Origin of the sequence: Saccharospirillum alexandrii (assembly GCF_004000275.1) — a bacterium.
GTDB classification, from domain to species: domain Bacteria; phylum Pseudomonadota; class Gammaproteobacteria; order Pseudomonadales; family Natronospirillaceae; genus Saccharospirillum; species Saccharospirillum alexandrii.
This window is the reverse complement of the sequence record NZ_RCIP01000001.1, coordinates 1,631,347-1,651,742: the sequence shown is the minus strand read 5'-3', so window position 1 is coordinate 1,651,742 and position 20,396 is coordinate 1,631,347. Positions and strand designations below refer to the sequence as shown.

At 57.8% G+C, this 20,396-nt stretch carries 17 protein-coding genes and 1 tRNA gene; 1 reads left to right on the top strand and 17 read right to left on the bottom strand.

Annotation, left to right across the window (positions count from 1 at the left end):
- Positions 1-58: 58 nt before the first annotated feature.
- From EP166_RS07340 to EP166_RS07265, 16 genes are all read right to left on the bottom strand, one after another.
- A complete protein-coding gene (locus tag EP166_RS07340; protein WP_164743848.1) occupies positions 59-1,090 on the bottom strand; it encodes a DUF1513 domain-containing protein in 1,032 nt (343 codons plus the stop codon).
- Positions 1,091-1,178: 88 nt separating this feature from the next.
- Positions 1,179-2,234, bottom strand: a complete 1,056-nt coding sequence (locus tag EP166_RS07335) for an imelysin family protein (protein ID WP_127556102.1) — start codon at positions 2,232-2,234, stop codon at positions 1,179-1,181.
- Positions 2,234-3,640, bottom strand: coding sequence for a di-heme oxidoreductase family protein (locus tag EP166_RS07330; RefSeq protein ID WP_246026228.1), 1,407 nt, complete (start codon positions 3,638-3,640; stop codon positions 2,234-2,236). The genes EP166_RS07335 and EP166_RS07330 overlap by 1 nt, the downstream gene beginning before the upstream one ends.
- 82 nt (positions 3,641-3,722) lie before the next feature.
- Entirely contained in the window at positions 3,723-5,009 is a 1,287-nt protein-coding gene (locus EP166_RS07325; protein ID WP_164743847.1) for an imelysin family protein, read from the bottom strand.
- 188 nt (positions 5,010-5,197) lie between these two features.
- The gene (locus tag EP166_RS07320) at positions 5,198-5,500 is read right to left on the bottom strand and encodes a hypothetical protein (RefSeq protein WP_127556100.1); all 303 of its coding nucleotides are present in this window, start codon (positions 5,498-5,500) and stop codon (positions 5,198-5,200) included.
- Positions 5,501-5,977: 477 nt separating this feature from the next.
- Positions 5,978-6,053: transfer RNA gene (locus EP166_RS07315), tRNA-Phe, on the bottom strand.
- 158 nt (positions 6,054-6,211) lie between these two features.
- Entirely contained in the window at positions 6,212-6,478 is a 267-nt protein-coding gene (locus EP166_RS07310) for an oxidative damage protection protein (protein WP_127556099.1), read from the bottom strand.
- A 42-nt stretch (positions 6,479-6,520) separates the two neighbouring features.
- Positions 6,521-7,573: an A/G-specific adenine glycosylase gene (mutY, locus tag EP166_RS07305; RefSeq protein ID WP_127556098.1), complete on the bottom strand. Its 1,053-nt coding sequence runs from the start codon at positions 7,571-7,573 to the stop codon at positions 6,521-6,523.
- A gap of 173 nt (positions 7,574-7,746) precedes the next feature.
- On the bottom strand, positions 7,747-9,594 hold the full coding sequence (gene ilvD / locus EP166_RS07300) for a dihydroxy-acid dehydratase (protein ID WP_127556097.1): 1,848 nt from the start codon (positions 9,592-9,594) through the stop codon (positions 7,747-7,749).
- A 269-nt stretch (positions 9,595-9,863) separates the two neighbouring features.
- A complete protein-coding gene (oppF, locus tag EP166_RS07295) occupies positions 9,864-10,898 on the bottom strand; it encodes a murein tripeptide/oligopeptide ABC transporter ATP binding protein OppF (RefSeq protein WP_127556096.1) in 1,035 nt (344 codons plus the stop codon).
- Positions 10,895-11,866 carry an oligopeptide/dipeptide ABC transporter ATP-binding protein gene (locus tag EP166_RS07290; RefSeq protein WP_127556095.1) on the bottom strand — a complete coding sequence of 324 codons (972 nt, stop codon included), beginning with the start codon at positions 11,864-11,866 and terminating at the stop codon, positions 10,895-10,897. The genes oppF and EP166_RS07290 overlap by 4 nt, the downstream gene beginning before the upstream one ends.
- 20 nt (positions 11,867-11,886) lie before the next feature.
- On the bottom strand, positions 11,887-12,816 hold the full coding sequence (locus tag EP166_RS07285) for an ABC transporter permease subunit (RefSeq protein ID WP_127556094.1): 930 nt from the start codon (positions 12,814-12,816) through the stop codon (positions 11,887-11,889).
- A gap of 11 nt (positions 12,817-12,827) precedes the next feature.
- A complete protein-coding gene (gene oppB / locus EP166_RS07280; protein WP_127556093.1) occupies positions 12,828-13,751 on the bottom strand; it encodes an oligopeptide ABC transporter permease OppB in 924 nt (307 codons plus the stop codon).
- 201 nt (positions 13,752-13,952) lie between these two features.
- Positions 13,953-15,569, bottom strand: coding sequence for a peptide ABC transporter substrate-binding protein (locus tag EP166_RS07275; RefSeq protein ID WP_127556092.1), 1,617 nt, complete (start codon positions 15,567-15,569; stop codon positions 13,953-13,955).
- A gap of 389 nt (positions 15,570-15,958) precedes the next feature.
- Positions 15,959-17,659 carry a peptide ABC transporter substrate-binding protein gene (locus tag EP166_RS07270; RefSeq protein WP_246026227.1) on the bottom strand — a complete coding sequence of 567 codons (1,701 nt, stop codon included), beginning with the start codon at positions 17,657-17,659 and terminating at the stop codon, positions 15,959-15,961.
- 228 nt (positions 17,660-17,887) lie between these two features.
- Positions 17,888-18,289 (bottom strand): PilZ domain-containing protein, encoded by a 402-nt coding sequence (locus EP166_RS07265; protein ID WP_127556091.1) that lies wholly within the window; start codon positions 18,287-18,289, stop codon positions 17,888-17,890.
- Between the two features lie 128 nt (positions 18,290-18,417).
- Here EP166_RS07265 and msrA point away from each other — a divergent pair, with 128 nt between their 5' ends.
- A complete protein-coding gene (gene msrA / locus EP166_RS07260; protein ID WP_127556090.1) occupies positions 18,418-19,038 on the top strand; it encodes a peptide-methionine (S)-S-oxide reductase MsrA in 621 nt (206 codons plus the stop codon).
- Between the two features lie 21 nt (positions 19,039-19,059).
- Here the strand turns inward: msrA and EP166_RS07255 are convergent, their stop codons facing one another.
- Positions 19,060-20,166, bottom strand: a complete 1,107-nt coding sequence (locus EP166_RS07255) for an aminotransferase-like domain-containing protein (protein WP_127556089.1) — start codon at positions 20,164-20,166, stop codon at positions 19,060-19,062.
- Positions 20,167-20,396: the final 230 nt, after the last annotated feature.

Genomic DNA, 20,396 nt, shown 5'->3' with positions numbered 1-20,396 from the left:
CTGAGCGCTGGGTGGTGCATCTGTTTAGTGAAACCTTTGTCGATCTACCACGGCACGCTCAGAATAAGTGATTATCCCACGCCCAGGCAGAGATGCCCCGGGCACCGATCGCGTAGTCCGTATTCGGGTCCAGCCACACACAGTCACCGGTACCACTGGTGACCAGGAACCCACCGTCGTCGGTGGGTTTAACGCCGGCCGCATCGTACAGGTCAATCCCGCGAATCACGCGCCCGCTGCGGCCATCCAGTACCACTACCAAACCACCGCGTGGTGCGGTAACCACAACGATGTCGGACGCGGGTTGCACGGCGATGCTGGCGAGATAATGGTTCAGTCTGGATTGCAGGTCACCCGGTAACGTTATTTCTGTCCAGCCGCCGTTATGGTGTTTGCCGATCAGCGGCGGCTGTTGCCATTCGGGCCCCTGGTACTGGCACGCCACGTAGGTGACGGCGTTATTCGAAATGGCCAGGTGTCGACAGCTCAGTTGTGAATCGGAAGGCCGATGGCGCGACCGTTCCTGCCCGGTGAGGCGGTCGAGAAACAGTAACGCCGGGTCCATTTTGTCGAGATTCAGTTTAACGCGATCGTAATCCGGATGGGTTCGTATGCCCCCGAGGGCGACGATCAATTGAGTACCATCCGGGCTGAGTTCAAGTTGATGGGGGCCGATCCCGTCGAGTGCCCAGGTGTCTGTCCGCCGGTAATGTTGATGGGCGTCGAAAACAGCGATCCGGCCCTGGCCCGATGCATAATGACTGGCCGTTGCATACAGGAATCGGCCATCGGGGCTGAACACGCCATGGCCGTAAAAATGTTCTTCGGCGTCCGGTAAACACGACTGCTGAATCTCACCGGTCGCACTGTCGAGTACCTGAAAAGACCACCCCGGTCGTCTTTCAAACAACACCACGTCTTTGCCGTCCGGTGAGGTGCAGCCACCGTGGCAACGCGCAGCGAAAGGTGTGGTCCAGACGGTTTCTGCCTGGTGATTCACTGCCGCTAACGCGTAGCCGCCCTCAGGGAGGCGAACCGCACCCAGCGCCGCAATGGCGTCGGGCAAAGCAGTAGCCCAGCTCAGTGGCATCAGGCCAGATGCCAGCAGGCAATGAACACTGCCTGTCAGCAGTGCTCGCCGATGTAAACGTGTTGGTGAGGTCTTCTCCATTGAGCCATTAATCGCCATCGCTTGAATTGAAACCCTGGCGAATGCCCAGGGCAACTGCCGCCTGAAGAGTCATCGTTTGCTCGAGTTGCTGCATAGAAATGTAGAGATTTTGCAGGCGTGCATAGCGTTGATCGTCTTCAAGGACAGACGCCAGGTCATCGGGCAAGGCGTCAAACCGTGCCAGCGTTGCTTGAAACTGGTCAGTCAGGTCGTTGCCGATGCCGCGCTGATCGGCGTATTCCAGCTCCCGGATCAGGCCTGGTAAAAAATAGCGTTGCAAGCCCGATAATGAGGCTTCTGCCGCAGCCAGCGACTGACCACTGCGCCAGGCATCACCCGCGTAAACCAACCGTCGTTGTGAGGAGCCCAACCCCATGGGTTCGCCGAGCCGCTTCTGAACCAGAATGTCCAGTGCGGTCATGGCCGAACGGACGGTCGTGGCCGTGTAGCTGTCGGTTGCCTGGTAGTGTTCGGCCAGCGCCTGCCAGTCTGCAGACAGGTCTGTGGCGTTGTCTTTTACCACCGTTGCCGTGGTCTTTAGTAGGGCGCAACTACGATCACCGGGCAGTGCCTGTTCTGTCTGATTGAAAGGTGCATCAAACAGCAGGTACTCAAGCATCGGGAACCCTTCGGCGGCGACGCCAGAATCGGTAACACGCTGGCGATTTATCGGTGCATCGGCTGACAGCAATTGACGGGCTTTGGTGCCCACCAGGTTTTTTGGGTCTGGCCAGAATTGCAATTGCCAGGCTCGGCTGTCGAGTTCAATGGGCCCGAAGTCGACAAAGCGAACCGCTTGCCAGTTGGAAAAAGCCTCGCGCCACTGAGATTCAAGCGATTGTCTGGTGTGCTCGCTTGGTGCGTCGCAATAGAGAGTGGCCGTATCACTCAACGCTTGTGCCGATGTCGCTAAAGCCTGGTAGCCAATGGCAATGTTCTCATGCCAGAGCGCGCGAGCGTTTTGCTCTGCAGGCGAATCCTGCGGCTCGGCGATGGCGACCGATAGGGTCTGTGCGCTCAGCAAGGCGCTGAGAAAGACTGCCCGACGTAATGAGTGCCGCATTAGAGTGACTCCAGGAAGCGAATGAGGTCAGACCGGTCAGAAGACGGCCATGACGAATAGGCGTTGCGAGCCGGTTCGGCCTCGCCGCCATGCCATAAAATGGCTTCCTCCAGCGTGCGGGCTCGGCCATCGTGCAGGAACCCGGCCAGAGGATTGACGTGCTGTGCCAGGCCAATGCCCCACAAGGGTGGCGTGCGCCATTCCTGACCCGTGGCGAGAAACTCAGGCCGGTTGTCGGCCAATTCGGGACCCAGGTCGTGCAGCAATAAATCCGAGTAGGGCCAGATAGACTGATTGCTTAGCTCGGGGCGCTGCTCAATCTGTGCCGTTTGATGGTTGGGCGTATGACAGGCGGCACAGCCAGCGTCGTTAAAGCGTTGCGCCCCACGCTGAACGGCCGGGTCGTCCATGGACCGTCGTTTGGGAACGGCCAGGCTGCTGGCATAGAACTCGATGAAGCGAGCGATGTCATCCGACACCTCGGGCGAGCCACCGTCAATAAAGCCCAGGCACCCCTGGGAAGGCGTGCAGTCGGTGTTGGGAAACAAAGTGGATGTCAGGCCCATATCACCCGCGAACGCCCCCATGCTTTGCTGAAGCACGCTGGGCTCGCCGGCTTTCCAACCAAAGCGGCCAACCCGGGTGCTTTGGTTGGCCCGGTCCCACACCTGGTTGAGACGCCCGGAAATGCCGTTTTGATCGCGGTCGTCCGGGTCGGCCAATGCGCGCAGCCGGGCTTCCGGTATGGCCGCCAATAAACCCAGGCCGATCATCGGCGGGGCGACCCGCGGTGACGTCATCAGGTCGTCAGACAACTTACCATAGGCCAAATTGTCAATGTGATAGTGCGGCTGCCTCAGCGTTACGCGAGTGCCATCTTGCAAGGTAACCGTCTTTTCAGAGTGGGTGATGCGCAGATCAGCCTCCGGGGTCAGGCCGGGCAGGGAAGCGGTTTGAAGCTGGCCGCCATAGACCGGTTCTGGAATGAGCCCCTGAGTGATCAGCCGATCCTGATCGGTTGCCGGGTCTGCGGGAATCGACAACCGCAAAAATAGGGATACCGGAGTGTCGCCAGGCGGTGGTGGATGGCCACGCCCGTCTTTGATGTGACAGCCCTGGCAGCTGTTGGTGTTGAACAATGGCCCCAGCCCGTCCCGGGCCTCGGTGCTGGCCGGGGCCTGAACCCAGGGGTTGCGGAAAAAACTGTTGCCGACGCTGAAATCCAGACGACGCGTCATCGACATGGCGGCATTGGGCAAGGAAAACGCATTGTGGTCGGTTTGTGCAACACTGCCGCTCCCACCTGAATCTGCATTGGTTTGTATCGGCGAATCACTGGCCACTGCAGGCATGGAGAGCAGGCTTGAAAGGAGCAGGCTGGTCAGGGTCTTGAATTGGAAGGTCACTGAAAAATCCCGGTTGTTACAAAACCACAAAAGGCCGGGGGTGTAACCACCCCCAGCCCCGCTAACACGACAGCTGTTTTTTTTAGAAAGTGTGACCCGCATCATCGGGCTGCAAATCATTCACGCCGACTGACAGCGCGACCTGTTCGATAGAATAGGTTTGCGCAACCAACCCCTGAATGGCGGTATTGATCAGCGTGCTTCCGGCCTGGTTGCCGGGCTCAATCATTTGATCGAAAGCCATCGGGTTCGATGGGGCTTCAGCGGCCGATTTAATGGCACCCAATGCCGCCATGGACGTTTCAAGTTGTTGGCGCAATGTCGCATCCAGCTCAGGTTGATCGGCCGCGACCAGGTCTGACAATGACGGGCCTTCAACGAGCTTGCCATCGATCGTCTGATAGGTGCCCGTATAGACATTGACGACGCCCAGACCGTTGTAATAATGCGAGTTATGGGTGTTGTCACTGAAACAATCGTGCTCGTCTTCCGGTGAGTTCGCTTCGAGTGCCACCTTCATGCGCTCGCCCGCCAGTTCACCCAAAGACAGTGAGCCCATACCAAACAGCATTTTTTGCAGACCGGTGGATGCCTCGTCCGCGACCAGCGAGGCGCGATAATTGCCGGCGATGTTCGGTGACCACTGGTCTGTCATCCATTCCAGGTCGTCGACCAACAAGTCTGTCGCGGCATCGAGATAGGCCCGACGGCGATCGCAATGGCCGTTCGTGCACTCGGCACCAGTGGCATAATCGGTGGCCGGGCGGTTGCCGTTACCAGCGTCGAACCCGTTAAGATCCTGACCCCAGAGCAAAAACTCGATGGCGTGGTAACCCGTGGCAACGTTCGCTTCAGAGCCACCAATTTCGTTCAGGTCGGCCAGCACCTGGGGGGTGAAGGTATTGACCGTCAGCGCCTCGCCACCGACCGTTAACCGGCTGTTGGCGACCAGGTTGGCGGATGCCCCTTCGTTGCCCAATTCATATTGGTAGTTCGTGGTGTCGACGTAGTCGATGAGGCCTTCGTCCAACGGCCAGGCGTTGAGTTGGCCTTCCCAGTCATCGACGACCGCATTGCCGAAACGGAACACTTCACTTTGCTGGTAGGGTATCCGCGAGGCAAGCCAGGCTTGTTTCGCGGTGGCCAGGGTTTGTTCGGTCGGGTTGTCGAGCAGGGCATCGACCGCTATATCCAACCGCTGTGCGGTGGTCAGCGCATCCTGATAGGTCGCCAGGGCGAGGTCTGCATAATGGCTGACGACCGTTTCGGGGGTTGCGGGTGTGTGTGCTGTCCCTGTGAGAGTGCTGCATCCCGCCAGATACAGGCTGGCAAGTGCCGTGGCGATTGCCAGAGGCTGAGTGGGGCTCATGCTGGGTTCCTTGTGTGGTTGCATCGTATCAATGATGCTATTGGTAATGATAATAATTATCAAGTCTATGCTAAGAGCGTACCACGGTGCAAGTTGAATGGCCGTGTTATTGAGGTAGGGTTGGCTGGTGCGGACGGGAAATCGTTATCGCCTTGGTGCATTCAGCGGGTTGACCAAACACCCAGAGGTTAAGGGGCGGGGGAGGTCTGGTGGCTACGGTGCTGTCTGATTTCAGGTAGCCAGTACGCATTGATCATGGTGACAAAGGCATTGCTCATGTCTGTGTTCTTCAACGCGATTATTCTGACAGAAGGGTCGGCCAGTCGATCGATGGCAGGGGCTGCATCGGCATTCTGGTCAATAATGGATTGCACCAGCCCATGCTCGTAGGCCGACTGCAAGATGAACTCCAGTTGTTCTTTCAATTCCGGTTTGCAGGGGTTCACACACAACAGCGTTGCCAGCGGGTACAGCATAACGACCGTGATCAATAATTGGAGATCATTGCGCCGTTGTCGAATTTCAAGCGGGGCTTCCTGGAGCCCGCGTTGAAATGCATCAAACCAGCTAGATCCTATCGAGACGCCCACACTAGGTAGCTATCACTAGCTATTTTCTAATAGTTTTTGATGATGATATGGGTTGGTGTCCGAAAGTGGCTAGGGTAGGGCGGCTAAGCTACCAAAAAGAGAACCGCCGGAAGAGCGATTCCATACACAGCACGCAGTTCGATCCCTTTTTACCACCCACAAAAAAGCCCGGCGTAAGCCAGGCTTCTCTGATAAATCTTGATGGTGCCCAGAGGCGGACAGCACTGCCGGGAGCAGGGCTGGACGGCGAAGCCGCCCGCAGGGTGATCGCCATGGATGGCGATCATCTATCGAACCAGAGGTAAAAAGCGGTTCGATTCCATTGCAACCGCGCACAAAAAAGCCCGGCATAGGCCAGGCTTCTCTGCTAAATCTTGATGGTGCCCAGAGGCGGAATCGAACCACCGACACGGGGATTTTCAGTCCCCTGCTCTACCGACTGAGCTATCTGGGCATGTTCGTGGTGCTCGGCGTGCCGTGCGTCTCGAACGAGGCGTATTAAACGAATTTTCCGTTTTGGCGTCAACCTTTTTTGGTTTAAATCTTTGATTTTTTTAAAGATTCCCGGGTTTTGGCTAGATTATGAACAGCGCAGTGCGAGCTGGCTGCGGGTCACTCTGGTACGTAGCCTTCGGCCTGGTCATAGTCTTGCCCGCTGAGGAATCGGTCCATCTGCTCCATCAGGTATTTGCGCGCGGCCGGGTCGGTCATGGTGAGGTGCTTTTCGTTGATCAGGCGCGTTTGGTGGGCTTGCCACTCTTCCCAGGCTTGTTTGGACACGTTGTCGTAGATGTCCTGGCCTTTGGGGCCGGGGTAGGGGGCTTTCTCCAGGCCTTCGAGTTCCTGATCGTATTTGCGGCAATGTACGGTACGGGTCATTGGGTGTCCTTCGTTCGAGGTTCGACGCTGAGTGTTGCTGGTTCAGAACAACCGACCCAGCAAGGCTTTCACCGGGGCGCTGAGGCCAACCTGGCTGGCGATGCCGGGATGGTACCAGAGGCCGGCATTGCTCGCAGCCTCGTGCACGCTATTCGGGATGCTGGTCAGGGGTACGAACAGTGGGTGAATGTTGAGGTGGTAGTGGCTGAAGGTGTGTCGAAAGGGTGCCCAGTCTTCGATATCCGGCATCAGGCCGGCCAGCGCCAGGTGTTGCTCGGCCTGATCCCGGCTTTCGAACTGAGGGAAACTGTGCAAACCGCCCCAGATGCCGCTTTGGGGGCGTTTTTCCAGGTAGATCTCACCGTTGGGTGCGCTCAGAATTAGCAACCAGGTGTCTCGGGTGGGTTTGTCTTTCTTCGGCTTTTTGGCGGGCAGCTCAGCGGTGCGGCCTTGCTGGTAGGCTTTGCATTTCGCTTGCAGCGGGCAGGTATCGCAGGTCGGTTTGCTGCGGGTGCAGACCATGGCACCCAGGTCCATCATCACCTGGTTGAAGTCGGTGACGCGTGTTTCGGGGGTCAGTTGCTCGGCCCATTCCCACAGCTGTTTCAGGTTGGCGGTGGTGGCGGGCCAGCCTTCGAGGGCAAAGAAGCGGCTCAGTACCCGTTTGACGTTGCCATCGAGTATGGGGGCGTAGGTGCCCCGGCTCAGGCTGAGAATCGCCCCCGCGGTGGATCGGCCAATGCCCGGCAGTTCGCTGACGCTCTCTACCGTTTCGGGAAACTGGCCATTGTGCTGTTTCACCAGTGTTTGTGCGGCTTTGTGCAGGTTGCGGGCACGGGCGTAGTAGCCGAGGCCGGTCCAGTGGTGCAGGACTTCGTCTTGTGGGGCATCGGCCAGGGCTTCGACGGTCGGAAAGCGTTCCATGAAACGTTCATAATACGGGATGACGGTGGCCACCTGCGTTTGCTGCAGCATGATCTCGGAAATCCACACCCGATACGGCGTTTTGGCCTGTTGCCACGGCAGTGTTTTACGCCCGTAGTGGTCATACCAGTCGAGAACCTGGTGTTGAAACCAGCTCGCGTCGCAATGCATTCATTTACTCCGGTTCGGTGTCGAGTCGTGTTGCAGCCGTTCATGATACGCAGTTGATGGAATGTCGGTGTTTTGTTAAGCGTCTTTTCGTGGTTTTGGTGGTCGTTTAAGCAAAAAACGCCGGCAGAAGCGTTGCGCTTGCCGGCGTTTTTCAGGCTGCGGCTGAACGTTTGCTAGTCTTCCAGCATGTCCAGGTTGCGCACCGCGCCTTTGTCGGCGCTGGTCGCCAGCATGGCGTAAGCTTTCAGGGCGGCGGTGACTTTGCGCTTGCGCGGTGCGGCCGGTTTCCAGGCCTGGGCTCCCTTGTTTGCCATCTCGGCGCGGCGTTCGGCCAGAACGGCATCGGACACGTCGACGTTGATGGAGCGGTTGGGAATGTCGATGACGATGTCGTCACCGTCCTGAATCAGCGCAATGGCGCCTCCAGCGGCGGCTTCGGGCGACGCGTGGCCAATCGACAGGCCGCTGGTGCCGCCCGAGAAACGACCGTCGGTCAGCAGGGCGCAGTCTTTGCCCAACCCTTTGGATTTCAGATAACTGGTCGGATACAGCATTTCCTGCATGCCCGGACCACCTTTGGGGCCTTCGTACCGGATGATTACGACGTCACCGGCCTTGATTTGGTCGTCAAGAATGCCAGCGACGGCTGAATCCTGGCTTTCGAAAATGCGGGCTTTGCCAGTGAAGGTCAGAATGCTTTCATCGACGCCTGCGGTTTTAACGACGCAACCATCTTCGGCGATGTTGCCGTACAACACGGCAAGGCCGCCTTCCTGGCTGTACGCGTTTTCCGCACTGCGAATGCAGCCCTTCTGGCGGTCGCCATCGAGCGTTGGCCAGCGGGTGGATTGGCTGAAGGCTTCCTGGGTGGGGATGCCCGCAGGGCCCGCGCGGAAGAACTGCTTAACCGCCGAATCGTCGGTGCGCATGATGTCCCACTGGTTCAGGGCATCGGCCATGGTTTTGGAATGGATGGTCGGCAACTGCGAGTGCAGTAAACCGGCACGGTCCAGCTCGCCGAGAATGCCGTAGACGCCACCCGCCCTGTGCACGTCTTCCATGTGGTAGTTCGGGTTGTTTGGCGCCACTTTGCACAGTTGAGGAATCTGACGCGAGAGCCGGTCGATGTCTTTCAGCGAGAAGTCGATCTCGCCTTCCTGAGCGGCTGCCAGCAGGTGCAAAATGGTGTTGGTTGAACCCCCCATGGCAATGTCGAGTGCCATGGCATTTTCGAACGCCTGAACGTTGGCGATGTTGCGGGGCAATACCGACTCGTCTTCGCCTTCGTAGTAGCGCTTGGCAATCTCGACGATGCGGTGGCCTGCCTCTTCAAACAGACGGCGGCGGTCGGAATGCGTGGCCAGGGTGCTGCCATTACCGGGCAGCGAAAGACCAATGGCTTCGGTCAGGCAGTTCATGGAGTTGGCGGTGAACATGCCGGAGCACGAGCCGCAGGTCGGGCAGGCGCTGCGTTCGTATTCGGCGACAGTCTCGTCGTCGGCGCTGTCGTCAGCGGCGATGACCATGGCGTCGACCAGATCCAGACCGTGATCGGCCAGCTTGGTTTTACCGGCTTCCATTGGGCCGCCCGAGACAAAGATGACCGGAATGTTCAGACGCATGGCCGCGTTCAGCATTCCCGGGGTGATTTTGTCGCAGTTGGAAATACACACCAGGGCGTCGGCACAGTGGGCGTTGACCATGTACTCCACCGAATCGGCGATGATCTCGCGCGAGGGCAGGCTGTACAACATACCGTCGTGGCCCATAGCGATGCCGTCATCGACCGCGATGGTGTTGAATTCTTTGGCAACCCCGCCGGCTTTTTCGATTTCCCGCGCGACCAGCTGACCCATGTCTTTCAAGTGAACGTGGCCCGGTACGAACTGGGTGAAACTGTTGGCCACGGCGATGATGGGCTTCTGAAAGTCGTCGTCTTTCATACCGGTGGCGCGCCAGAGGGCGCGTGCGCCTGCCATGTTGCGGCCGGCGGTGGTGGTTCTGGAGCGATACTCGGGCATGGGTGTGTCCTGTGGTTCGTGGTGGCCACCGGGTGCGCTCATCCGGGGTCGGGCGGGATACCGCCCATTCAACCCATCCATGGGGCCTAGGCTTCGGCATCCAGGCCTCAGACTCCCACGGGGTAAGCGCAACCGGCAGCCACCACTGGTTATGTGGCGGAATACTATTCCTGGGATTGTAACCAAAGGAGCGGTTGTGGACAGTGCAATATTGCCAATGGATTGTTGCGTAAGCGTCACCCGGCCAGAGCCGGGTGTTTGATCACGGGTCAGTCGTGATAGTGACAGGCCACTTGATGCGTACCCTGTGCGTAAACCAGCTCCGGCTTATGCTCGGCGCATTTGGCGTCGGCTTTCGGGCAACGCGTGCGAAAAACGCAGCCTGAAGGCGGGTTGATCGGGCTGGGCAAGTCGCCCTCGATCAGAATCACTTCTTTGTTGCGCTCGATTTTCGGGTCTGGGATCGGGACCGCTGAAATCAGTGCCTGGGTGTAGGGGTGGCGTGGCTGCCGGTAAATGTCCGCTGAGTCGGCCACTTCCATGACATTGCCCAGGTAGAGCACCATGATGCGCGTGGAGATGTGCTTGACCACACTCAGGTCGTGGGCGATGAAGATCAGAGACAGTCCCATTTTTTTCTGCAGCGACATCAGCAGGTTAATAACCTGAGCCTGAATCGATACGTCGAGCGCGGAGACCGGTTCGTCGCAGATGATCATTTTGGGTTTGAGCACCAGTGCCCGGGCGATGCCGATGCGCTGACACTGGCCGCCCGAGAATTCATGCGGGTAACGGTTGATCTGGTTGGGCAACAAGCCGACGGTTTTCATCATCTCGGCGACGCGTTCTTTCACCTCCGCTTTGCCCAGTTCCGGATAGTGGGTTTGCAGAGGCTCGGCAATGATCTGGCCGATGGTCATGCGCGGGTTTAATGACGCCAGCGGATCCTGAAAGATCATCTGGATGTCTTTGCGATGATTGCGCATGGCTTTGTCTTTGAGCGGCGCCAGGTCCTGCCCCAGCCAGACGACTTCACCGCCTTCAACCGGCAGCATGCGGATGACCGCCCGCGCCAGGGTCGACTTACCGCAACCGGACTCGCCAACCACGCCCAGCGTTTCGCCTTCGTACAGATCAAAACTGACGCCGTTGACGGCTTTCAGCTTACGGGGCTTGGTCCACGGCATCGCCCCTTTGGGGAAGATGTCGAAATAGACTTTAAGGTCACGCACCGACAACAGCTTTTTGCGCGAATCGTCAGTGGCAATGGTGTTTGGGTGGTCAGCTTGGGTGTGCTCGGTCATACCAGGGCCTCCGGATCGGCATGGCAGGCGCGTTCACGCTGCAGGCTGTTGTTGGTGGTGAGGGCCGGTTCCTCGGTAATGCAGCGATCATGGGCATAACTGCATCGTGGCTGGAACGGACAGCCTTGCGGCAACTTGAGCATGTTAGGCGGGTTGCCGGGGATGGTCAGCAACTCTTCGCCGTCCTGGTCGAGCCTTGGGATGGCGCGCAACAAGCCTTTGGTGTATGGGTGGCTCGGGTTCTCGAACAGGGCTTCGGTGCTGCCGTATTCCATGACTCGACCGCCATACATCACCAGTGTGTTTTCGCAGGACCCGGCGACCACACCCAGGTCGTGGGTGATCAGAATAATGGCGGTGTTGAACTCGGCTTGAAGGTCTCTGAGCAACGTCATGATCTGTGCCTGAACGGTGACATCCAGTGCCGTGGTCGGTTCATCGGCGATCAGTAATTGCGGGCGCAGCAGCAGCGACATGGCGATCATGACGCGCTGGCGCATGCCACCGGAGAATTCGTGCGGGTACATGTGAATGCGGTTTCGGGCTTCGGGAATGCGCACCGCATCGAGCATGTTAACGGATTCTTCGAGGGCATCTTTGCGGGACATGCCTTTATGATGCATCAGCACTTCGGTCATCTGGTTGCTGACTTTCATAAAGGGGTTCAGTGACGTCATCGGGTCCTGAAAGATCATGCCGATTTTATCGGCACGAATGCGATTCATGCCCTGTTCGGGCAGGTTCAGGATCTCAATGCCGTCGAATTTGACGCTGCCGCTGGCGTGGCCGTTGCGGGCCAGCAGGCCCATGATGGAAAACGCCGTCTGGCTTTTACCGGAACCGGACTCCCCGACAATGGCCAGGGTTTCGCCCTTGGCCAAATCGAAACTGACGCCGTTGACGGCGTTCACCTGGCCGTCGAGCGTGTCGAAGCTGACGCCCAGGTCATTGACTGATAATAAACTCATGATTCAGTGGCTCCTGTGTCTCAACGGTCTTTCGGGTCTAGCGCGTCGCGCAGGCCGTCACCGACAAAGAAAAAGCTTAATAGGGTGGCGATGAAGAAACCGAGTGGGAACATCAGTTGCCAGAGTGTGCCATAACGCATCGTACCGGCACCGTCATTGATCAGCGCGCCCCAGGAGGTTTGTGGCTCTTGCACACCGAGGCCGAGGAAGGAGATGAACGATTCGGTCAGAATCATCTGCGGAACCAGCAGTGTCGCGTACACAATGACCACGCCCAGCAAGTTGGGTACAACGTGACGCAGAACGATCTTGAAGGGTCTTACCCCGGACGCAACGGCGGCTTCAATGTATTCCTTGTTTTTGATCGACAGGGTCTGGCCGCGAACGATCCGGGCCATCTCCAGCCAGGAAATGGCGCCAATGCCAATGAAGATCAGCAGTATGGAACGACCGAACATCACCAGCAGCAGAATCAGGAAGAGCATGTAAGGAATCGACATCAGAATGTCGACCGTGCGCATCATGATGCTGTCAATTCGGCCACCGAAGTAGCCGGCTGTAGCGCCGTAAAGCGTTCCAATAACCACGGCAATCAGAGCACCGATGGTGCCGACCAGCAGGGAAATCTGGCTGCCCTGGACGGTTCGGGCAAACAAGTCCCGGCCCAGGTCGTCTACACCGAAATAATGGCCGTTTTCAATGGAAGGCTGGCCAGCGCTGGCAGCGTTGCCCATCAGCCCCCAGTCGATGTCCGAGTAATGCCAGGCGGCGACAAACGGGCCGATGGCGGCGAACAGGACAATCAGCAGCATGACAACGAGGCCGGCCATGGCAGCCTTGTTCCGGGAAAAACGGTGCATGGCATCGCGCCAGAGGCTGCGCCCCACGGGGGTCTGATTGCCGAGGTTTTCAGCCAGTTCTTCTACGTTGGTTTTCTTGTGCGTCAGCATGATGGTGAACCTTAGTAACGAATCTTGGGGTCAATCCAGGCGTAAAGAATGTCGACCAGCATGTTAAAAACGATGGTCAGGGTGCCAAGCAGAATGGTGAACCCCATGATGACGGCGTAATCCCGGTTGAGGGCGCCGTTGATGAAATGCACGCCGATGCCACCGGTGGTGAAGTAGGAATCGATGATGACCGAGCCGGTGATCATGCCCACGAAAGCCGGGCCAAGATAGGACACGACGGGCAACATGGCCGGCTTCAGCGCATGACGCCAGACGATGTAGCGGAACGGCAGGCCTTTGGCGCGGGCGGTGCGAATGTAGTTCGAGTTCAGTACCTCGAGCATGCTGGATCGGGTGATCCGGGCAATGCTGGCCAGGAAGCTGGTGCCCAATGCAATGGCGGGCAAAATGATGTATTCGATCTGGCCGCCCTGCCAACCGCCGCCCGGCAACCAACCGAGCCAGAGAACGAAGATAAGGACCAGTATCGGCGCCATGACAAAGTTGGGCAGTACCTGGCCGACAATGGCAACGCTGACGGCGGTGTAGTCAGCGGCGGTGTTGTGCTTCAGTGCGGCGATAACGCCGAGCCCAACACCAATGGTGACTGCAAACACAAAGGCCCAGAAACCGTAGGTCAGGGTGACCGGGAAGCCACTCTCAATCAGATCGAGAACGGTTCTGTCCTGGTACCGGAATGAGGGCCCAAAATCGAAATCGGTCACGATGTTCCAGATGTAGATCCCCAGTTGCTGGTAGACCGGTTTGTCGAGATTGTATTTGGCTTCAATGTTTTCCATGACGGCCTGTGGGATGGGGCGTTCAGAGGTGAACGGACCACCGGGGGCGGAAAACATCAAAAAGAATGAAATAGAGACCAGAATGAGCAGGGTCGGTATCGCGACAGCGATTCGGCGGAGCACGAAATTGAACATAGTGAAGATGCCTGCAAAAAGAAGACCGGCGATTCTACCCAACCTGACGGACAAGCCGGAACACAATCCGGACTTTATTCGGTAACAAACCGTAAACCTTTGAAAACAAAAGAGAAGCAGCGGATTGTTTCAGTGAACAGGAGGGTGTTCTCAATAGTCAGCGGCCCGAAGGCCGCTGTTTTTCTGTACGTTAGGTGCCGATTATTGCTCGACTTTGTACAGATTACGGCTGTAGATGTTCTGCTGAACATCTTCATAAGGCCAGCCTTTCAGGTCAGGTTTGACCATGATAATGCCGGTGTAGTGGTAAACCGGTGCATTAGGCATGTCTTCTGCGGCCAATTCTTCCATCTTGGTGTAGTTGGCGCTTGGGTCAGACATGGTTTGGGCTTCGGCAGCCAGGCGATCGTACTCGGCCGAGTTGTAGTTGGCATCGTTGTAGCCAGAGCCAGACTGCATCAGGTCGAGGAAGGTAGAGGCTTCGTTGTAGTCACCACACCAGGCGCCCCGGGCAATTTCATAATTGCCTTCGCTGCGGGTTGTCAGGAAGGTGGTCCACTCCTGGTTCTCCAGTGTGGCTTCTACGCCAAGCTTTTGCTTCCACATGGCGGTGACGGCAATGGCGACTTTACGGTGAGCTTCATCGGTGTTGTACAGCAGAGTGGTGCGCAGTGGGTTGTCGGGGCCGTAACCCGCTTCCGCCAGCAGTTCCCGGGCGCGCTCGTCACGCTGGGCCTGAGTCCACTCGCCCCACTCAAGATCCGGCGTGGTGAAGCCTGCGGTCAGAGCCGGAGTAAAGGTGTAAGCCGGGAACTGGCCACCTTGCAGTACGTTGTCGACAACGACGTTGCGGTCGATGGCGTAGGACAACGCCTTGCGAACACGGGCATCGTCGAACGGAGCGACTTCGTTGTTGAACGAGTAGTAGTAGTTACACAGACGCGGGAAAACGTGGGCTTCATCCGGACGTTCGGCTTCCTGAGCGGGGTACTGGCCCGCAGGAATGTCGGTCTTGTCCAGCTCGCCGGCGTCGTAACGGTTCAGGGCCTGGTTTTCATCGTTGATGACCAGGGTGACCACCTTGTCCATCAGGTTGTTTTCGTTGTCCCAGTACATCTCGTTGCGTTCACGCACCAGACGCTCGTTGATAACGTGCTCGGTCAGCACGAAAGCACCGTTGCCGACCAGGTTGCCGGGCTTGGTCCAGTCGTCACCGTGCTCTTCAATCACCCATTGAGGTGATGGGAAAGTGGTGGCGTGGGTGACCATCTGGTCAAAGTAGGGCATGGGGCGGGTCAGGCTGACTTTCAGGGTATGGTCATCGATCGCTTCGACACCCAGGGTGGTGTCTTCCATCTCGCCTTCGAGCACGGCATCGACGTTTTCGAGTGCCATCAGGCTCATGTACCAGGCATAGGGAGAGGCCAGCTCAGGGTCTACGGCGCGACGCCAGGCGTAGACGAAGTCGTTCGCAGTGACCGGCTCGCCGTCGGACCATTTGGCGTCATCACGCAGGTAGAAGGTCCAGGTCTGGTTGTCGTCGGTTTCCCAGCGCTCGGCGACGCCCGGTACGATGTTGCCTTCAGAGTCGGAGTTCAGCAGGCCTTCAAAGAGGTCGCGAACAATGTAAGAGCCATCGACGTCTTCAACGACCTGCGGGTCCAGGGAGGAGGACTCGTCCAGTGCGCGGTAAGTGAATACTTGCTCATCGGCCAGTTGTTCACCGGTAACCGGGTGGGTGTCTTCAGCGAGTACGGGAGTGCCTGCCAGCGATGCTGAAACCAGCGCTGCTGCCAGCGTTTTGTGCAGAGTTTTCATGATTAACCCTCTTATGAATCATTCTATTTTTTAGTAGATGACATATGACAAGCCAGTGCCCGGGTAGGGATAGCTCACAACAGTGTCTGTTTCCAGGCCTTAGCCCAGGGAGGCTCTGCGTGAATTGTTCAGAGCCTCCCTAATGCGAAACAAGGCATGTAAACTTTCACATCCTGCAACAAACATCAATCAGTGCGCCAAAAAAAATGACTGTATGGTTCACTTTACTGGCGAATCTGTGACACAGCCTTGGGAATGACCGTTGTGAAGGGGGTTTATCGACGCTGGGTTATGCAGTTCCAGGCTGTTGAACGAAGTTAGAAACAGAGTTTGAAAAGGTAGAAAGCCGGGGCTGGGCCCCGGCGCGTAACCAGTTGGCGCGTTAGGACTTAGTTGGCCACTTTATAGAGGTTGCGGCTATAGATGTTTTGCTGAATATCATCGAAGGGCCAGCCTTTGACATCCGGCTTGAGCATGATTACCTCGGTGTAGTGGTAAACCGGTGCGTTGGGCATGTCCGCGGCAATCAGTTCTTCCATGGCGGTATATTGAGCGCCCGGGTCCAGTTCGGTCTGGGCTTCGGCCGCTAACCGGTCGTATTCTTCCGATGCATAGGCCGCATCGTTGTAGCCCGAGTCCGATTGCATCAGGTCGAGGAAAGTGGACGCTTCGTTGTAATCGCCACACCAGGCGCCCCGGGCAATGTCGAAATCGCCTTCGCTGCGCGTGGTCAGGAAGGTGGTCCATTCCTGGTTTTCCAGAGTGGCGGTTACGCCCAGCTTTTCCTGCCACATGCTGCTGACGGCGATGGCCACTTTACGGTGGGCTTCATCGGTGTTGTACAGCAAGCTGGTTTCCAGCGGGTTTTCCGGACCGTAACCGGCTTCTGCCAGCAACTCAACGGCACGGGCATCCCGCTCTTCCTGAGTCCACTGGCCCCATTCCACATCGGGCGTGGTAAAGCCAGCGGTCAGTGCCGGGGTAAAGGTGTAGGCCGGGTATTGGCCGCCCTGCAAGACATTGTTGACAATGACATTACGGTCGATGGCGTAAGACAGAGCCTGGCGCACGCGCGGATCATCGAACGGCTCCACTTCGTTATTGAATATGTAGTAGTAGTTGCACAGCTGCGGGAAGACGTGGGCTTCATCCGGGAGCTCGGACTCAAGACGCGGATACTGGCCTGCCGGAACGTCGGTTTTATCGAGCTCGCCTGCATCGTAGCGGTTCAGAGCCTGGTTTTCATCGTTGATGACCAGGGTGACGACGCGGTCCATCAGGTTGTTTTCGTTGTCCCAGTAGCGTTCGTTGCGTTCGCGCACCAGCCGCTCGTTGACCACATGCTCAGTCAGTACGAAGGCACCATTGCCGACCAGATTGCCGGGTTTGGTCCAGTCATCACCGTGTTCCTCGATGACCCATTGCGGGGCGGGAAAGGTCGTGCCGTGAACGACCATTTGTGCGAAATAAGGCAGAGGCCGGCTGAGACTGACCCGCAAGGTGTATTCGTCAATTGCTTCTACGCCCAGCTCAGAAGGGGGTAGCTCGCCTTCGAGAATGGCTTCAACGTTTTCCAGCGCCATCAGGCTCATGTACCAGGCATAGGGTGATGCCAGGTCCGGGTCGACAGCGCGACGCCAGGCGTAGACGAAGTCGTTCGCGGTGACGGGCTCGCCGTCGGACCACTGTGCGTTATCGCGCAGGTGGAACGTCCAGGTCTGGTTGTCTTCGGTCTCGTAGCGTTCGGCAACACCCGGAATCAATTCGCCTTGCTCATTGGAGTTGAGCAGGCCCTCAAACAAATCCCGTACGATGTAAGAGCCATCGACATCTTCGACCAACTGAGGATCCAGAGACGATGATTCATCGAGCGCGCGGTAAGTAAACACTTGCTCCTCGGCCAGTGTTTCACCGGTAACCGGGTGGGCCTTACCGGAGGAAGCCTGGCTTTGCGACGATTCGGCTGGTTCGCTGGTTGACGATTGAGACGTCGTGTCTTCCGGGCCCTGTGAACAACCGGCCAGCGTGACGCCAGTGATGAGGGTGGCGGCCAGAGTCAGGCGCCAGTCCATTGCGATGGGTTTTATCATGGGTATTCTCCCTGTGTGAGTAATGCCGTCTACATCTGATCGAACCACAGGTACCCTGCCAGCCAGGTTGGGTGGCAGGGTAATTAACCTGGCGTATTGGGATCAGACAGCGAGCGGCGCAGAAATTGTCACAGAGGCGAGTAAACTTCAACGAACGAAACGATAAATCGCTATACATTACGCAATGCTGTCAGTAGCGGGGCTAAAAACAGGGATCAGTTCACACTGTCAGCCGTGTTCGGCTTCCATCACTTCAATCAGATTGCTCAGTTCCCGCTGCAGGGCCGCATCGTCGCCCAGGTTGACTTCGACCAGCCGACGCAGGTGGGACGCAGTGTCGACATCCATTGACAGTATGTTCAAGCCACAGGCATGGCGTTCAGCGTGATAATAGGAAACTTCGACCTCCATGGTCAGCACAACGTCGCTCTGGTCCAGCTGGACGACAAGTTGCCCGGTGCCGTCAACGCCCGGAATATGGCCGGTATCGCCGAGCACCACCAGAGCCCCTTTCAGGCTGATGTCGCGTAAGATACCGGGGTAGAGGTCGGGTTGGGCGGGGTCACCCAGGCGCAATTCGATGCGGGCATTGAATTCAATGCGTTGAAAGCGTCTATGGTTGTCAGACATCAAAGTCTCCAGATGACAGGACCTTTCCGGTTATCGGCTGAGGCAGCTAAAAGTAAATGGGCGAACAGCCCCCATTGAATTCACTATAGTTGGCGCTCATTTAGGGTGCAATCATTAAGGAGAGCTCCATGGCCAGATCCACTGAACTGCCCGCCGCCAGCGCGGCGCTGCCCGGACGGGAAACGCCGTTGCCGGTCGACTTTCAACATGCCGTATTTGATATCGACATGCGTGACACACCCGAAGGTTGCGAGGAAATCATACTCGCCATGGGGTGCTTCTGGGGGGCCGAACGCCATTTTTGGACTTTGCCCGGCGTCCGTAACACGGCTGTAGGTTACGCAGGCGGCCTCACGCCGAACCCAACCTATGAAGAAGTCTGCTCGGGCCTGACCGGTCATACCGAGGCGGTGCGGGTCGTGTACGACCCGGGCCAGGTATCGCTGGCTGCTTTGCTGAAGTCGTTCTGGGAGGCACACGACCCAACGCAGGGCATGCGCCAGGGCAACGACATCGGCACCCAGTACCGCTCAGCAATTTACGGCTCGAACGAGCAGCTCGCGGTGGCTGAACAAACACGCAACGTCTTTGAACAGGCGCTGCAAGCTCAGGGTAAAGGCGCTATTACCACGGAGATCGGCCCAAAACCGACGTTCTATTTTGCCGAGACCTACCACCAGCAGTACTTGCTGAAAAACCCGAACGGCTACTGTGGCCTCAAGGGCACCGGCGCAGTCTGCCCGCTGTAAAGGTGGGTTAGACAGAACCCCTCAGAGCTGGCTCAGCCTGACACAAGCCTCCGTCAGTTGTGCTTCATCGTAAAAGGCGAAGCACAACCGCATGGCACTGGCCTGGTCGGGCGAGTCTGAAAATTTACTCCCGGGCTGATAGCCCACACCCGCTTTATGGGCCCGGGGCAGCATGGCGTCGGTATTGGCTCCGTTGCGCCAGTGCGCCCAGATAAAATACCCCCCTTCAGGCGTCTTCCACGCCAGCCGATCTCCCAGATTGTCCTCAAGCCCCCGCACCAGTGTTGCCAGTCGCTTTCGATGAATCTCGGTTAGCCGTGCCAGGTGTTGATCGAATCGTCCGTCTTCCAGCAAAGGCCTGACCAGGCTGGACGTCACCGGCGCCAGGCCACCGCCGCTCGACAACAGCGCGCTGCCAATCAGGCGGGTCAGCATCTCCGGTTGCCCCTGAATCCAGCCGAGGCGCAGGCCCGGCGCCAGCAGTTTGGAAAAGGAGCCAATCGACAAAACCGGTGCCCGCTCGTCGAGGCTGGCCAGTGGGTCGGGCGGCGGCTTGGCGTAATACAGATACTGATAAACCTCATCGGCGACCACCGGGCAAGCGGTATCGCGCGCGAGCGCGACCAGTTGCGCTCTGCGCTCAGCGCTTTGGGTAGTCCCGGTTGGGTTGTGAAAGGTCGGAACCGTGTAAAAGAAGGCAGGCTTGTGCTGTTCTATCAGTCCCGCCAGTTCCAAAATATCGACGCCGCCTTCATCCATGGGTACTGCAACAGCGGTGAGGCCGTGCTCGGCCAGTTGTTTGCGGGCGATGAAATAGGTTGGGTCTTCCACCAGAACGGTATCGCCGGGTTGGCTGAAGCGGGTGCAGATCATGTCGAGCGCGTTAGAGGAGCCCGTAGTCACCATGAGGTTATCGGGGCTTGCAGGCTGACTCTGGCGCTGGTTTAGCCAGGCAGCGAGTGCACGGCGAAACCGTTCGTCGCCCGCTTCGGTGCCATAGGCCAGAACGGGTGCGTCAATGCTGGTCTTGTTAAACAGGTCTGCCGGTAACAGGGCCGGGTCGGGTTGGCCAATGCCAAGATCAATGCGATCGACAGGGGGCGTCAGTTGTGCGGTTTGCCAGGTCATGAAGCGAACTCATCTGATTGCCAGGGGTACTGCCAGTCTGATGGCAATGGGCGAGGGCTTCAAATGGGTTTATCCGAGTTTAGGGCATACACAGTGTGAGTGGCAGCTACCAGTGATGCTTCTGTGGGGAAGTCCGCAGCAGGGACTAAAACGCCTGGAGCGTTTTAGCATGAGCGAAGCGAGCCCGGAGGGTGAATCCCATGGATGGGATTCGTATCCTGCGGTCTAGG

Coding starts and splice junctions, on each gene's coding strand:
- EP166_RS07340 (WP_164743848.1), bottom strand. CDS start 1,090: ATGCCACTGAGCTGGGCTACTGCTTTGCCCGACGCCATTGCGGCGCTG.
- EP166_RS07335 (WP_127556102.1), bottom strand. CDS start 2,234: ATGCGGCACTCATTACGTCGGGCAGTCTTTCTCAGCGCCTTGCTGAGC.
- EP166_RS07325 (WP_164743847.1), bottom strand. CDS start 5,009: ATGAGCCCCACTCAGCCTCTGGCAATCGCCACGGCACTTGCCAGCCTG.
- EP166_RS07310 (WP_127556099.1), bottom strand. CDS start 6,478: ATGACCCGTACCGTACATTGCCGCAAATACGATCAGGAACTCGAAGGC.
- mutY (WP_127556098.1), bottom strand. CDS start 7,573: ATGCATTGCGACGCGAGCTGGTTTCAACACCAGGTTCTCGACTGGTAT.
- ilvD (WP_127556097.1), bottom strand. CDS start 9,594: ATGCCCGAGTATCGCTCCAGAACCACCACCGCCGGCCGCAACATGGCA.
- oppF (WP_127556096.1), bottom strand. CDS start 10,898: ATGACCGAGCACACCCAAGCTGACCACCCAAACACCATTGCCACTGAC.
- EP166_RS07290 (WP_127556095.1), bottom strand. CDS start 11,866: ATGAGTTTATTATCAGTCAATGACCTGGGCGTCAGCTTCGACACGCTC.
- EP166_RS07285 (WP_127556094.1), bottom strand. CDS start 12,816: ATGCTGACGCACAAGAAAACCAACGTAGAAGAACTGGCTGAAAACCTC.
- oppB (WP_127556093.1), bottom strand. CDS start 13,751: ATGTTCAATTTCGTGCTCCGCCGAATCGCTGTCGCGATACCGACCCTG.
- EP166_RS07275 (WP_127556092.1), bottom strand. CDS start 15,569: ATGAAAACTCTGCACAAAACGCTGGCAGCAGCGCTGGTTTCAGCATCG.
- EP166_RS07270 (WP_246026227.1), bottom strand. CDS start 17,659: ATGATAAAACCCATCGCAATGGACTGGCGCCTGACTCTGGCCGCCACC.
- EP166_RS07265 (WP_127556091.1), bottom strand. CDS start 18,289: ATGTCTGACAACCATAGACGCTTTCAACGCATTGAATTCAATGCCCGC.
- msrA (WP_127556090.1), top strand. CDS start 18,418: ATGGCCAGATCCACTGAACTGCCCGCCGCCAGCGCGGCGCTGCCCGGA.
- EP166_RS07255 (WP_127556089.1), bottom strand. CDS start 20,166: ATGACCTGGCAAACCGCACAACTGACGCCCCCTGTCGATCGCATTGAT.